The organism is Pseudarthrobacter sp. HLT1-7, assembly GCF_059383435.1.
The window spans coordinates 134,349-148,436 of the sequence record NZ_JBWZCH010000002.1; the positions used below are offsets into that span (position 1 = coordinate 134,349).

Annotated in this window: 16 protein-coding genes; 6 read left to right on the forward strand and 10 right to left on the reverse strand. The window is 64.4% G+C overall.

The features are described from left to right. Window position 1: 1 nt before the first annotated feature. The 7 genes from AC50X6_RS02770 to AC50X6_RS02800 form a co-directional block, all read right to left on the reverse strand. Complete coding sequence (locus AC50X6_RS02770) at window positions 2-589, reverse strand: dihydrofolate reductase (protein WP_494964792.1); 588 nt, start codon at window positions 587-589, stop codon at window positions 2-4. After that, window positions 586-1,389: a thymidylate synthase gene (locus AC50X6_RS02775; RefSeq protein ID WP_494964793.1), complete on the reverse strand. Its 804-nt coding sequence runs from the start codon at window positions 1,387-1,389 to the stop codon at window positions 586-588. Before AC50X6_RS02775 ends, AC50X6_RS02770 begins: the two co-directional genes overlap by 4 nt. A 49-nt stretch (window positions 1,390-1,438) precedes the next feature. Next, the gene (locus tag AC50X6_RS02780; protein ID WP_494964794.1) at window positions 1,439-2,422 is read right to left on the reverse strand and encodes an NUDIX hydrolase; all 984 of its coding nucleotides are present in this window, start codon (window positions 2,420-2,422) and stop codon (window positions 1,439-1,441) included. 11 nt (window positions 2,423-2,433) lie between these two features. Then, a complete protein-coding gene (locus tag AC50X6_RS02785) occupies window positions 2,434-4,698 on the reverse strand; it encodes an RNA degradosome polyphosphate kinase (protein ID WP_494964795.1) in 2,265 nt (754 codons plus the stop codon). 114 nt (window positions 4,699-4,812) lie between these two features. Next, window positions 4,813-5,817 carry a mycothiol synthase gene (gene mshD, locus AC50X6_RS02790; RefSeq protein WP_494964796.1) on the reverse strand — a complete coding sequence of 335 codons (1,005 nt, stop codon included), beginning with the start codon at window positions 5,815-5,817 and terminating at the stop codon, window positions 4,813-4,815. 968 nt (window positions 5,818-6,785) lie between these two features. Next, entirely contained in the window at window positions 6,786-7,442 is a 657-nt protein-coding gene (locus AC50X6_RS02795; protein WP_494964797.1) for an alpha/beta hydrolase, read from the reverse strand. A 286-nt stretch (window positions 7,443-7,728) separates the two neighbouring features. After that, window positions 7,729-8,142, reverse strand: a complete 414-nt coding sequence (locus tag AC50X6_RS02800; RefSeq protein WP_494964798.1) for a winged helix-turn-helix transcriptional regulator — start codon at window positions 8,140-8,142, stop codon at window positions 7,729-7,731. An 82-nt stretch (window positions 8,143-8,224) separates the two neighbouring features. Here AC50X6_RS02800 and AC50X6_RS02805 point away from each other — a divergent pair, with 82 nt between their 5' ends. Both AC50X6_RS02805 and AC50X6_RS02810 read left to right on the forward strand, forming a co-directional pair. Continuing rightward, a complete protein-coding gene (locus tag AC50X6_RS02805; RefSeq protein WP_494964799.1) occupies window positions 8,225-9,028 on the forward strand; it encodes an NAD(P)H-binding protein in 804 nt (267 codons plus the stop codon). Between the two features lie 85 nt (window positions 9,029-9,113). Continuing rightward, complete coding sequence (locus AC50X6_RS02810; RefSeq protein ID WP_494964800.1) at window positions 9,114-9,566, forward strand: DUF5956 family protein; 453 nt, start codon at window positions 9,114-9,116, stop codon at window positions 9,564-9,566. Between the two features lie 90 nt (window positions 9,567-9,656). Here AC50X6_RS02810 and AC50X6_RS02815 read toward each other — a convergent pair whose 3' ends face one another. After that, window positions 9,657-10,172 (reverse strand): winged helix-turn-helix transcriptional regulator, encoded by a 516-nt coding sequence (locus AC50X6_RS02815; RefSeq protein WP_494964801.1) that lies wholly within the window; start codon window positions 10,170-10,172, stop codon window positions 9,657-9,659. 324 nt (window positions 10,173-10,496) lie between these two features. Here AC50X6_RS02815 and AC50X6_RS02820 point away from each other — a divergent pair, with 324 nt between their 5' ends. From AC50X6_RS02820 to AC50X6_RS02830, 3 genes are all read left to right on the forward strand, one after another. After that, a complete protein-coding gene (locus AC50X6_RS02820) occupies window positions 10,497-11,006 on the forward strand; it encodes an SRPBCC domain-containing protein (protein WP_494964802.1) in 510 nt (169 codons plus the stop codon). Then, window positions 11,003-11,638 carry a Type 1 glutamine amidotransferase-like domain-containing protein gene (locus AC50X6_RS02825; protein WP_494964803.1) on the forward strand — a complete coding sequence of 212 codons (636 nt, stop codon included), beginning with the start codon at window positions 11,003-11,005 and terminating at the stop codon, window positions 11,636-11,638. The genes AC50X6_RS02820 and AC50X6_RS02825 overlap by 4 nt, the downstream gene beginning before the upstream one ends. Window positions 11,639-11,813: 175 nt before the next feature. After that, window positions 11,814-12,365 (forward strand): GNAT family N-acetyltransferase, encoded by a 552-nt coding sequence (locus tag AC50X6_RS02830; RefSeq protein ID WP_494964804.1) that lies wholly within the window; start codon window positions 11,814-11,816, stop codon window positions 12,363-12,365. A 129-nt stretch (window positions 12,366-12,494) separates the two neighbouring features. Here AC50X6_RS02830 and AC50X6_RS02835 read toward each other — a convergent pair whose 3' ends face one another. Next, window positions 12,495-12,812 (reverse strand): putative quinol monooxygenase, encoded by a 318-nt coding sequence (locus tag AC50X6_RS02835; RefSeq protein ID WP_494964805.1) that lies wholly within the window; start codon window positions 12,810-12,812, stop codon window positions 12,495-12,497. A gap of 82 nt (window positions 12,813-12,894) precedes the next feature. Between AC50X6_RS02835 and AC50X6_RS02840 the strand changes: the two genes are divergently transcribed. Beyond that, a complete protein-coding gene (locus tag AC50X6_RS02840) occupies window positions 12,895-13,515 on the forward strand; it encodes a TetR/AcrR family transcriptional regulator (RefSeq protein ID WP_494964806.1) in 621 nt (206 codons plus the stop codon). A 175-nt stretch (window positions 13,516-13,690) separates the two neighbouring features. Here the strand turns inward: AC50X6_RS02840 and AC50X6_RS02845 are convergent, their stop codons facing one another. Next, the gene (locus tag AC50X6_RS02845; RefSeq protein WP_494964807.1) at window positions 13,691-14,071 is read right to left on the reverse strand and encodes a VOC family protein; all 381 of its coding nucleotides are present in this window, start codon (window positions 14,069-14,071) and stop codon (window positions 13,691-13,693) included. Between the last annotated feature and the right edge of the window lie 17 nt (window positions 14,072-14,088).

Sequence of the window (14,088 nt, forward strand, 5' to 3'; positions counted from 1 at the left end):
CTCAGCCTTCCGTCCGGCGCCACACATTGATGCGGTAACGGGTGCCGTTGTCGGCGGCCTGCCAGCCGTCGGGCGGCAGGGCGGATTCCGCTGTCCAGTCGTAGCCGAGTTCCGGGGCGAAGGTGTCGCCTTCCGTGGTGGTGTCGATTGTGGTGATGACGGCGACGTCGGCGAGGTCCATGGACCGGCCAAAGATGGTGCCGCCGCCGATGATCCAGACCATGTTGTTGCCCGGCGCGAACGCGGACTCCAGCAGCGCGTCATCCAGGGACTTGACCGCGATGGCGCCTTCCGCCCCCGGCGTGCCGCCCCAGCCCTCCTGCCGGGTGATGACGATGTTCGTCCGCCCGGGCAGCGGGCGGTATTTGTCCGGGAACGATTCCCAGGTCTTCCGGCCCATGATCACCGGGTGGCCGGTGGTGAGACGGGTGAAGTGCGCCATGTCCTCCGGGAGGCGCCACGGCATGCCGCCGTCCTTGCCGATGACCCCGGTGCTGGTCTGGGCCCAGACGACTCCGAGCCCGGTGAGGGCAGCCAGCGTGCCGGCAAAGTCGGCGGGCGGTGCGCCCTGTGTTTTGTCGTTGCTCATACGGCTATCGGGGCCTTAATCGTCGGGTGGTGCCGGTATCCCACCACTTCAAAGTCCTCGAGGGTGTAGTCGAGGATGGACTGCGGTTTACGGGTGATCACCAGCCGCGGGTAGTCGTAGGGCTCACGGGTCAATTGCTTGAGGACCTGGTCCATGTGGTTGTCATAGATATGCACATCGCCGCCGGTCCAGACGAATTCGCCGGGTTCCAGGCCGGTCTGCTGGGCGATCATGCAGGTCAGCAGGGCGTAGGAGGCGATGTTGAACGGCACACCCAGGAAAGTGTCCGCCGAGCGCTGGTAGAGCTGGCAGGAGAGCTTGCCGTCGGCCACATAAAACTGGAAGAACGCGTGGCACGGGGGCAGGGCCATGTCCGTGAGTTCGGCGACATTCCAGGCGGAGACGATGTGTCGGCGCGAGTCCGGGTTGGTCTTGAGGTTCTCCACCAGTTCTGCGATCTGGTCGATGTGTCCGCCGTCGGGCGTGGGCCAGGAGCGCCACTGGACGCCGTAGACCGGGCCGAGTTCGCCGTCGGCGTCGGCCCATTCGTTCCAGATGGTCACGCCCTGGTCCTGCATCCACTTCACATTTGTCTCCCCCCGGAGGAACCAGAGCAGCTCCACGGCAACGGACTTGAAGTGCACGCGCTTGGTAGTGATCAGGGGGAAACTCGTTGCCAGGTCGAAGCGCAGTTGTCGGCCGAACACGCTGAGCGTGCCCGTCCCGGTACGGTCCGATTTGTGCGTGCCGTGTTCCAGGACATCGCGCAGCAGATCTTCATAGGGCGTAGGAATGCTCACCGTCACAGTCTACTGAGCTATCCGGGAGCCCCGCCCAGTGTTAAGGCCGTCAGTCGTCGAAGGGCCTGAACCGCTCCACCGCGACCACTTTGTTCTTGCTGCCGCGCGCCACATGGCACACCACGATCTCGCCGGGGGCCAGGAACGGATCGGAGTCCGGCAGCAGGGCACGCAGCCGGGCGCCCATGTGCTTTCCGAGCTGGGCAAACACGGTGGGCAGGGCCGGGCGGTGGGTGCAGAGCGCCACGGCCCGCTGCTTGTCGAACAGGCCCTCGACGGCGGCCGCCGTCTTGTGCGGATGCCGGCCGTGCCGGTGCTCGGTGAGGGCGTCATTGAGCTTGACCTTGGCCCCGGAGGCCTTGGCATAGGGGGCGATCGTGGCCACGCACCTGCGCCACGGGCTCGAGACGATGCGCAGGGGTTTCCAGACCTGCAGGAGCCGCCCCACCGCCTGCGCCTGCCGCACCCCGGTGGCGGCCAGCGGGCGGTCCCCTTCGGCCTTGGTCCAGGAGGAACGCGGCTTGGCTTTGGCATGCCGCACGATCACCAGCGGCCAGGTGTCCAGTTCGCCGCGGGCATGGGCCGCCGCCAGCTGCTCCAGCGGGCCGACGTCGCTCGGGTTGCTCAGCAGCCGGGCGGCCTTCTCCGGCGGACACCACATCACGCTGTCCACCTCTTTACCGTCGGGCACCAGCGCGGCGCCGTCGACGTCGACCGCCCAGTAGTGGACCACCTTCAGCCCGGCCGGTACGCGGTAGCGGATCGGCGGGAGCGGGATACCCAGTGTGGCCTTCAGCCCGATTTCTTCCTCCACCTCGCGGATGGCACATTCGGGAACCGTCTCGCCGGGGTCGATCTTGCCCTTGGGCCAGGACCAGTCGTCGTACCGCGGGCGGTGGATCAGCAGGACCTCAAGCTGGCCTTTGTCGCCCGGATTCGACGTCAGGCGCCATGGCAGGGCACCCGCCGCCGTCACGGCAATCTCCTCGCCGGAATGCTCTGTCTGGTCGGCGAGCGGGGAATCGCTACTCAATGCCAGAGCCCCTACCGCAGGCCGGTGGAGCGTTGGCGCGAGCGCGACGCCAGCAGCCAGGACTGGATGTCCGCCAGGTTCCGGCCGTCCTCCGCCAGGTGGTGGCGGGTCCATTCCCCGCCGTTGTCCAAATGCCAGCTTGCCGTCGCCGGATCCATGTAGCGGCGCAGCAGGTCCATGACGTACGTCGTGTCGTCCCCGCTGGTGAGCTGGACCAGGGCTTCCACGCGGCGGTCCAGGTTCCGGTGCATCATGTCGGCCGAGCCGATGTACACCACCGGATCCCCGCCGTTGGCGAACGCGAAGACGCGGGAGTGCTCCAGGAAGCGGCCCAGAACCGAGCGGACCGTGATGTTCTCGCTGAGGCCGGGAATTCCGGGGCGCAGGGAGCAGATGCCGCGGACGATGATATCCACCGGGACGCCGGCCTGGGACGCGCGGTAGAGGGAATCGATGAGTGCCTCGTCCACGATCGAGTTGACCTTGATCTGGACCCGCGCGGCGAGGCCCGCCTTGGCGTTGCGGATTTCGGTTTCGATCCGGTCAATGAGACCGGACCGCACGGAGCGGGGTGCCACCAGCAGCCGCTTGAAGGTCGACTTCGGGGCGTAGCCGGAGAGCTGGTTGAAGAGCTTGGAGAGGTCCTCACCCACTTGCTCGTTCGCCGTCAGCAGTCCAAGGTCCTCGTAGTAGCGGGCCGTTCGCGGGTGGTAGTTGCCGGTGCCGATGTGGCAGTAGCGGCGCAGGCCATCCACTTCCTGGCGCACCACGAGGGAGAGCTTGCAGTGCGTCTTCAGCCCCACGATGCCGTAGACCACGTGGACACCGGCCTGTTCGAGTTTCCGGGCCCACGAGATGTTGGCCTGCTCATCGAAGCGGGCCTTGATCTCCACGAGGGCCAGGACCTGTTTGCCTGCCTCGGCGGCGTCGATCAGGGCATCGACGATCGGGGAGTCACCGGAGGTCCGGTACAGGGTCTGCTTGATCGCCTGGACCTTCGGATCCGAGGCGGCCTGCTCGAGGAACGCCTGGACCGAGGTGGAGAAGGAATCGTAGGGGTGGTGCAGGAGGATGTCCCGGCGGCGCATGGCCGCAAAGACGTTGGCCGGCTTGGAGGTCTCCGACTCATTGAGGTAGCGGGAGGTGTGGGGGACGTGCTTTGGGTAGTGCAGGTCCGCCCGGTCGATCCCCGCGATGACCGAGAGACCGCGCAGGTCCAGCGGCGCCGGGACGGAGTAGACCTCGGATTCCTCGACGCCGAGCTCGCGGATCAGCAGCGCCCGGATGTTCGGGTTGATGTCATTGGTGACCTCGAGCCGGACCGGAGGGCCGAAACGGCGGCGCAGCAGTTCCTTTTCCAGCGCCTGCAGCAGGTTCTCGGCGTCGTCCTCTTCGACCTCAAGGTCCTCGTTGCGGGTAACCCGGAAAGTGTGGTGCTCCAGCACCTCCATGCCGGCAAACAGCTGGTCCAGGTGGACGGCGATGACTTCCTCAAGGGCGATGAAGCGGGCCACCCGTCCCGGAATGGAGCCGGCGCGCGGGCCGTCCACCGAGATCAGCCGGGGGAGCTGGTCCGGGACCTTGAGGCGGGCGAAGAGTTCTTTGTCGCTGACCGGGTTGCGGACCACCACGGCCAGGTTCAGGGACAGCCCGGAGATGTAGGGGAAGGGGTGCGCGGGGTCCACGGCCAGCGGCGTCAGGATGGGGAAGACCTTCTCCGCGAACATGGCGCTGAGCTGGTCTTTGGCCTGGGAATCGAGCTCATCCCAGTGCATGAGGTGGATGTGTTCGTAGGCCAGCGCAGGCCGGATCTGATCGGCGTAGACCTGTGCGTGCCGCTGCTGCAGCCGGCGGGCCTCCTCGCCGATCTGCTCCAGCACCTGAACGGGGCTCAGTCCGGCGGGGGAGGGCACGGCGAGGCCGGTCGCGATCCGGCGTTTGAGCCCGGCCACCCGGACCATAAAGAACTCGTCCAGGTTCGACGCGAAGATGGACAGGAAGCTGACACGCTCCAGCAGATGCAGATCCGGGTCTTCGGCCAGTTCCAGGACGCGGGAGTTAAAGGCAAGCCAGCTCAGCTCCCGGTCCAGGAAGCGGTCCGGGCTGATGTCGCCCTCCGGTTCCAGGTTGGGGGCGAACTCGGGGATGTCGATCCGGTCCTGGGTGGCGCGTGAGGCCGGCACTTCGGACGAGCCAAAACGGGCACGCACCGGAAGTGCTCTCTTCTCCGAGGTTGCGGGGTCAGACGTGGCGGTCCGGGCGGCGTCCGGTTGCATGGTCTCTCCTAATGCTGGCGCGATTTAGTTTCAACCATACAAGCATTCGCCGCACGGTCACGTTCCGCAGAGTCCGGGTTCCGGCCGGTACGGACCTGAAGTCCGGCGCCTTGATTAACGCTGCTCCAGGGGTGCGTACATAACGTCGACGTCCCAGCGGGCGAAGCCGAGCCTCCGGTACAGCGACACGGCCGGAACGTTGTCCGCGTCGACGTACAGCATGACCGCGTTCAGACCCAGGTTCTGGAGGTACCTGATGCCAGCGACGGTGAGCGCCTTGCCCAGCCCTGTTCCCTGCGCTTCCGGGGCGACGCCCACCACATAGACCTCGCCGATGGCCGGGTGCCCGCCGTGCCGGGGGTGCACCTTGGTCCAGTGGAAGCCGAGGAGCCGGCCCGAGGCGTCCACGGCCAGCAGGAAGCCGGCGGGATCGAACCATGGCTCGGCCATCCTGGCGTCGAGGTCGGCGCGCGTCATGGTTCCCTGTTCCGGGTGGTGCGCGAACGCCGCCCTGTTCGCCACGAGCCAGGCGTCCTCGTCCTGGCCCGGGACGAAGGCGCGCAAGCTGACGCCGTCGGGCAGGGCAGCGTCCGGGAGGGCGTCGCCGTCGGGCAGGTCGACGTCGGACGGGGCGGCCGCAGCGGTGGTGAGCCGCATCTTCCACAGTTCACGGACCGGTCCGTAGCCGTATCGGGCCGCCAGGTCCGCGGCGGCCTCGTGGTTGCCATGGGACCAGGCGCTAAGCCCGGCGAGACCGCGGGTGTCCCGGAGCTCGGCGACGAGCCGGTCCGCCGCACCCTGGTTGCGGTAGCTGGGATGCACGGCGATTTCCAGCACCCCGGTGCCGTCCGGTTCGCCGACGACGACGGCGACGCCCGCCAGATCCTGCGCTGTGGCGGGGTCGGACTTGTCATCGGGCGAGTAGAGGGCGAGGGTCAGCACGGTGTGTTCGCCGGCGTCGGACGCCCGGAGCGTCACCAGGGTCTGCTCGGACAGCGGCGGGTTGCCGTCGGACTCCTCGGCGGCGGTCACGAGGGCCAAGACGTCCCTCCACAGCTGTTCATCCACAGCTCCCACGGCAGCGAGTACGGGCCAGTTTTCCGGATGCGCAGGACTCATGGTGCAAGGCTATACGCTGGCGCCGAAGCGGGGCCGGTTTTGTTGTTTCCGGAACTGTTACGTATAGTCGTTATCTCATCCGGCCTGCGAGTGACTTGCTGCGCCGGAGGCGAGGGGGATCCACCACTGGGGTGGCCTCGATACGTTCGACCCGTATGTCCTCCACCAAAGAAATTCCGCAGTGAACACGGCGAAAGCCCCGGACCCATGGTCCGGGGCTTTCGCTTTCGCCGTGGCGTTTGAGCCGGTGATTCCGCATTCGACGGCGTGCCGGCTCGGTAGTGGGCCGGGCTGAACCTGTCTCATCTTCCGATGGCGAGCACGCGGATATCCGACGTCGAGTAGATTGACCATTTTCTTCAACCGTGGACCGCACGGAACTACTGCGGTACTCGACTTGTGGGATGAACGCGAGACAACGCAGGTCATCGCCGCCCTCGATGAGGTGCCTGACCCGAGGGCGCGACTTTTGCGGGACGCTTATACTTCGAGCGGGCGCTCAAAGTGGTGGACTAGTCTCGCTCTGAATGGTTTCTTGGAAACGCTCACAATAGTGTACTAAACCAAGCTGCGCGGGACTTTTATCTCAATGGGCGGGTACAAGAGAGACGCATCATCGATTACTCAATCGACGAGCTCTTCCCGTCGTTCGCTATGGCAACGTGAATGCGCCGTATTCGAGCCGAATGCGCGAGATGTAGGTGGTGAGGAACGAACTGACTCGCCGCCACACCGAGCGTGAGGCAGGGCGGACCTCCATGTGACTCGATACTTCAGGCTCGGGTCTTCATAGCCGCTGGTCGGTTCGTGGCTCATCTTTCATGCTCCCTTTAGCGTGTGGAGCGACGTCAGCATCTTCATCCTTAGCCGTCGAACGGAAATGCAGAGCAGAAAGCGCGGCACGATCCCTGAACGGGCGTCCTTGGGGGTTCGACCCGCTGGTGTCTGGCGTTGGCCGAACGCGAGACCTATATCCCCAGGATTAGTTTGGCGAGCCTCTTAGGTTGGCTGATGAAGGGTGAATGGCTCGAGTTCAAACTGACATTGTTGGTGCATCGGCCGGCCATACGTTCCTGAAGGACTGGGTTGAGCGCCTTGTCCAGTTCGCAGTTAATATAGGTGCTCTCGGTGGTTGCCCAAGCAATACGGCTGGGTACGCCACGACCGTGACCCGGTTGTTGAGGCACGAGGAGCGAGGTTGCCCATGCGCCGTCGGCTTCGGAGCAATCGTCGTACAGAACCTCGCGAGCCCGTTCCGGATGGATGCTGGTCGACCCGTCCTCGTTGTGCCGGACGGCGTCGTTGACCAGTGCTGAGGGCCCACCTAACATCGCGCCGCTTTCACCGGCTGCAGGTACGAACGCGGCAACGTACAAGAGGTGCCTGACCCGTTCGAGGCCCGTGATGACAGATCCGCCGTACGAATGGCCAAGGACATTTGGCGTCACGACACATCCATCGACTATCTCCTGTACGACTGCAGTGTCCGCAGCAAGCGAGCCTCTGTGCAGACGAGGAACATGCACGCTGGCCCCTTGGTGGCGCAGATCGTCCGCCAACCGGTCGAAGTGGGCCGGCTGATGCCACAGTCCATGGACGATTACGACTTCGGTCCGCTGATTCATTCAGCCAGCTACGTTTGGAGACACAGCTTGTGGTGAGCATGGGAAAGCATGAGTAGGTCATTGAGCTGGCTGACAGGCCGCAATGCCGGTTCCACGATGGCTTTGCGCCGGGCGTAGACCGCCTTGCCCTTCTTCGTTTTCAGTTTCCGGGCCATCCGCTCGGCTAGGAGAGTAAGGCTCGGGGAACGGGGCAAGGCAGTTCGAAACAACGGCATGCCAACGTCCGTCCCGATCAGGGTTTCCGCAAGCGGTCCGGCTGGCCGTTCGGCAGGACGGCCAGTGGCGGTTACCGGATCGCGTGGTCCGGGTTTTGCTGGTCGTACAGTTCCCGTGATTGCCCGATGGAATCCTTATGTTTCAGTGACCAGTCCGCAAGCTGTTTGACCAGATGGGTGAGGCCGCTTCCGCGCTGCGTGAGCTCGTAGGTGACCTGTGCGGGGACCGTGGGGTAGACGGTCCGGGTGACTAGGCCGTCGCGTTCGAGCCGCCTGACGGTGAGGGTCAGCATGCGCTGGGAGATACCGTCGATCGCGCGCTGCAGTTCCCTGAAGCGCCTGGTGCCGGAGGCCAGCTCCACAATCACCAGCACCGACCATTTGTCGCCGATCCGGTCGAGCACGTCACGGATACCGCAGTCCGGATGACCGGCATCACCGCACGGCTCAAGCAGGGCGGTTACTTCCGTGTGACTGTCCAACACCAAAGTGCCTCCTTGTGTATATTCAGCTGGTTACCGAGGATGAGTCTAGTTACCGAAGAGTACCAGCGGAAAGAGCGCATCCATGATTCTCGTTACCGGGGCCTCCGGCCACCTCGCCACAGCGGTCCTCGAGCACCTCGCGGAATCCGGTGCGCCGGCAGTCGGGGGAACCCGCAACCCCGCTGGAAACCCGGAGCTCCGTCAGCTGGACTTTGATGATGCCGGAACGCTCAGTATGGAAGGGGTGGAAACGCTGGTTCTCATCTCCGCCGGCACCGCCGAAGACGACGTGGTCATCGACCGGCACACGAACGCCATCGCGGCCGCGGAACGCGGCGGGGTACGGCACATTGTTTACACCAGCCTGGCTGGCGACGGCGACCATCTTGGCTTCGCCCTGGCCCACCGGTGGACCGAACGCCGTCTCCGGAGCGGAAATGTCGCGTGGACGGTCCTGAGGAACGGCTTGTACGCCGAGCTGATCGGTCAACTCCTTACGCCACGCGAGGGCGTGATTACTGCCCCCTTCGGCCGCGGCGGGGTGGCGGCCGTCGCCCGGCAGGACCTCGCCGAAGCGGCATCCATCGTCGCCCACAACCCCCGGCTGCACAGCGGCCGGACCTACAATCTTGTCGGGAACCGGGTGATCACGGCCCAGGACGTCGCCGACGAGCTGGGCGTGACGTACCGGCCGGGCACGATGGAGGATCTACGGCAGTCCCTGGACGCGGCAGCACTCCTGCCGTTTCAGCCCTCCATGCTGCTGTCCATCCACTCTGCCGCAGCCCATGGATTTCTCGAAGGAACCGCCACCGACGTCGCACACCTCCTTGGACGGGAACCGCGTGACCCGCTGACTGTTGCCGCCGCCGCCGCACAAAACTGATAGCAATCGAGAAGGCGTCCGCTCAGGGTTCCTCTATCGGGACACAGGGATTGCCAGCTTCGATTAGCCGTGAAAGATGGTGAGCATGACACATGACCCGTGGGAGTGCACTGAATTGTCGGAAGCTTCTCAGGATTGGATACTTGCCTCCGAGAACGGCTGGGGCGCCCTGGTCCTCTGGGCTGCCGGTCCTGGGAACTTTGCGAGGGTACGCCCAGCAGCGCGTGACCGTTTCGGTTCGATTGTCCGTCGACTACCAGGGGGCGGAGAACAAAGACACCCATTCATGCTGACTGAAGCCGACCTGTCATCCATCGACGACGACATTGATGACTACCTGGCCGAGGCGGACATCCCGCCGAGACCCCGCGGATTCGATTGGTTCATACGTCGCCCATCCAATTACGACCTGGACGACGAGACGTTCTGGGATGTCGTATGGGCGGCCACGACCGAGAGACTTCCTGACGATGGACTGCGTCCGTTGACGATGGCAGGTCGCGCGAAAGAGGCCATGGCTAGCTTTTACCGCGATTGAGCGTGTCTCAGCCAACCCGATCGACAAATTCGGTCCGCCGAGGGTTCCGCTTGCGGGACGGCGCGGGTCGTCGGTGTAGGGACCACACGGTCAGGCTGTCGGGTGGTCTAGCGCTGCTGCTTGGACGGCCTCGGCGTAGGCCGCGTCGAGTCGTCCACCGACGGACGGCCGCCCGGTGTCCGGTGCCGGGATGCCCAAGTGACGTTCACGTAGCTCGTTCATAAAGTCATCCCATAACGCGGGGCCTCCGTCGTGCAGAATCTGTGCGCGCACGCGCAGCAGTTCGGTCGTGGGGCGGTGACGCAGTCCCCACCAGCCGAGTTCGGCCAGTACGGGAACCAGCTGTATCGCGGCTTCGGTGAGGCTGTAGGCGGCACGGCGGCCGGCGCCGGGATCCTCCCGAGTGAGCAGGTCTGCGGCGACGAGGCCGTGGAGACGGCTGGCGAGGATGTTCGAGGCGATGCCCTCTTCTGATCCGCGCTGGAGAGTTCGGAAGTGGCGTCGGTCGCCGAACATGATGTCGCGCAGAACGATGAGGCTCCAACGGTCGCCGAGCACCTCGACGGCGACGTTGATGGGGCAGCCCGACCGTGGCGTGATGGTCAACTTGGCCTCCTAAGGGCGACTGCTTGCAATCTACCATCACCTGTGCTCCGCTAGAGGTGCTTGCAAATGACCATCACCGGGAAGGACACCTTCATGATTCGCAGCGTGTACGCAAACTAATCCGTCACGGACCTGGATCGCGCCGACGAGTGGTACACCCGTCTGTCCGGTCGCGAGCCCGCAACCCGACCGCGGAGCGCATATCCTGCCGCTTTCCGATCCCGACGGCAACAGGGTGGATCTCACCGGGGCCCGAGCGACAACGTCACAAGAGAACGACTCGACGAAGGCACCGTCAGACGTTCACGCCGAAAGGAACAGCGCATGGATCTAGCCCACGACACCCTCCGCTTCACTCGCAAGGTCGAAGCACCAATCGAGGCGGCATGGGTGGCCTATGCCAGTGTGGAGGACCGGTGTCGCTGGTCGGCCCCCGACGGTGAGCAGATCGTCTATGACACTGCCGACTTCACCGAAGGTGGTGAAGACAGCTACCGATGTGGCCCACCCGAAAACCTGTTGAACGTCGGAGCTCACCGCTATCACCTCATCGAGCCACCCCATCGCCTCGTCTACTGCGACTCGATCCAACGCAAAGGTCAGCTGATGGCCATCGCCGTCTTGACCTGGATATTCGAGGAGAGCGAAGGGGGGACTCGGATCACCGTCGTCGATCAGGTCACCTCGCTCGCCGGCCAAGGCATGATCGACGGGCACCGCAACGGCCACGCCAAGACTCTTGACCAGCTCGTGCAATGGCTCACCGGCGCCGCCGGCGCGAACGCACGCAGCCTGGACGAACCAACACTTCACGCAGGAGACGAAGCCCGATGAAGGCGCTGCTGTACTCACTCGACCTCACACCGGACATCGCCGCGGCATTAGCCGGCCTGGTCGGACGCAGGCCCGATGAAACCCGGGTGGCGGCCATCGAGAACGCCGCAGACGTGGTGACCGAAGGGCCACCCGGTTGGGTCGAGGTGATCCGACGGGGGCTCACCGACCTCGGCTATGACGTTCTCCCCGTCGACCTCCGCAAGTACGAAACAGGTGCCACCACAGAGCTGGCCACACTGTTCGAGCACGTCGACGTCATCTGGGTCGGCGGCGGGAACGCCGCTTACCTGAGTTGGCTCGTTCAGCGTAGCGGTGCGCGCGAGCTCATCCGCGCACGAGTGTCCGCAGGGACTGTGTACGCCGGGTGGAGCGCCGGCGCTGTCCTAGCTGGACCTTCGCTTCGCCACATCGACAAGATCGAGGACGTCACAGTCGTTCCTGGCCACGTCCCCGAGGACGGGCTGGACCTATACGATCACGTAATCATTCCCCACACGGGCAACCCCGACTTCGACACAGCCAACAGAGCTTGGAGGAACGCGCTCGTCGCGGACGGGATTCCGACCCGACCACTCGGCGACCAACAAGCGATCCTCATCCAGGACAGCGACGTCCGCGTACTCGGCTGAACAAACATCAGCCAGAACAACAACCCTGAAGTCCAACCTGCCCGCCAGGGCAGACAGTCGTTCCGCAAAGGGATCCCCCACCGGAAACGGGCTGCGGGTGGAAAACCCACTCTGTCCGGCATGGTCGGGTGGACCTTGAGCAGCACGGGACGATGACCACGGCGATAATCGACGTATGACTGAGCATTTACCGTCCTGGCCGACCACACCACTGACCTGCGGTTCAGTGGTCTTGCGCGAGTTCACCGACGACGACGTGCATCTCGCCTTCGAGTTGGGGGACGATCCTTACATCCCTCTCATTGGCAGCCTTCCCCCACTCCCCACCGCACAGCAGGCTCTGGAGTGGATCTACCGGCAGCGCGGCCGGTTAGCCGAAGGAAGAGGGCTGTCCTTCGCCATCGCCGATGCCGAGTCCGACAACGCCGTCGGTGCCATCGGACTGTGGCTTCAGAATATGTCGGCCGGCCGCGCAACGGTCGGCTACTCGGTTGCCCCCGCGCACCGGGGCCGCGGGATCGCCAGCAGCGCGTTGAAGGCACTGACCGCGTTCACTTGGACCATCCCCACACTGCACCGGATCGAGCTGTACATCGAGCCGTGGAACAGCAACTCAAGTCGTGTTGCCGAGGCGTCTGGTTTCCAGCGTGAGGGCCTGCTCCGCAGCCACCAGGAGATTGGTGGCACCCGGCGCGACATGCTGCTCTATGCGATAACGCGGCCTTGACCGCATCTTGGCTGTTGGTGTTCGTTTCTGCTCAGCCGGAGTGTCGCAGCAGAGTCCGCTTTCGTAATGGTGAGGCGTCCCGCAGCAGGTTCCCCGAACGGGCAGCTCGTCGAACGAACTATCTTGCCACTAGGTGCTTGGGCTCGCCTTGGACCAGACGGGAGCCAACTGCTTGACGTCAGGGGGGCCCAGGAGCAGAGGGTTGACCTCTTGCTCGTAGTCGCAGTAGGCGGCAGTGGTCAGAAAAGCAGCGGAAGCGGCGGCATCGCGGTACACCTGAAAGGCGCAGACGACGTCTTTGTCAGCGGGGTCAACGCAATAGAAGTACGCGGCATGGCCATCGTTGGCCTGGATGGCTGGGGCCATGTGCCGTTGCCAGATGGCACGAACGGCATCACGTTGACCGGGCTTGGTCCGGTGCGTAATGAACAGGGCGATCTGAGACATAAACAGTCCTCTCCATTTCTCCGAAACGAAACGTTTCGTTCCGAAGACTACACGAGTCGTTTCGTTTCGATAGGATCACTTTGTGACCAATCAACGGCGAGAGAAGCCGATGCCAGCGTCGCGGCGTTCTTCGCGCACACAGGCGGCAGTGTTGCGGGCCGCGATCGGGCTATTTGACGAATCTGGATACTCACGCATGACCGTCGACGCGATCGCGGACCGGGCTGGCGCGAGCAAGGCGACCATCTACCGGTGGTGGCCGGGCAAGGGAGCGATACTGCTGGAGGTGTTCTTGTCCGAGGTTCAAACCGACCTTGCCTTTCCGGACAGCGGATCCCTGCGGGAGGACCTTGTCGTACAGTTATCCGCTCTCGCGCGCGTGCTCGGACAAACCAGCATGGGGCAGATGGCTATAGCGCTCTTGGGAGAAGCCCAGCACGACACCCAGCTGGCGACGGCCTTCCGGTCAGGCTGGCTGGAGCCGCGTCGGAAAGAAGGACGCGAAGTCCTCAACCGCGCCATTGAACGTGGTGAACTGCGTGCCGATCTCGACCACGAAGTAGTGCTCGACGGCCTGTACGGACCCGTGTACCTGCGGTTGTTGTTCGGACACGGGCCCCTGAACCGGACCACGGTGGAGGCGTTGGTAGATCAAGTGCTGCACGGAATCGCGCAGCCAGACCAGCGTGCTGAAATGACGTAACCGTCAGCTCACAGACCCACGCGAATCAGTTGGTGAGTCCGGGGCCGACAGGCCAGCAACCCCGATTCTTGCTCGTTCAGGGGCTATAAGAAAGGTAACGGGGGGCTAAACGCTACATTCAACACCATGACCGGACTCCTCTGGATACCTGATGTCGAGGTGTGACCGATGAGCATCAGAGCGGGTACAGACGGGCCTTGAGCAGGCAGAACTCATTGCCTTCAGGATCGGTCAGGACATGCCACTGCTCCTGCCCTGTCTGGCCGATGTCGGCCGGGCGCGCACCGAGCATCAGAAGGCGTTCGAGCTCGGCGTTCTGATCGCGGTCGGTGGCGTTGACGTCGACGTGCAGCCGGGATTTCCCCGTCTCCGGCTCATCCCGGCGACTGAGGATGATCGTCGGCTGCGGAGCGCCGAACCCTTCGCGCGGCCTGATCTCCACGGAGCCGTCGTCCTCGCGATCGAGCACCACGAAGTCCAGGACCTCGCACCAGAACCGCGCCAGCACCTCAGGGTCGCGGCAACCGAGCACCAGCTCACTGATACGACATGCCATTAACGAGACCTGCGCTC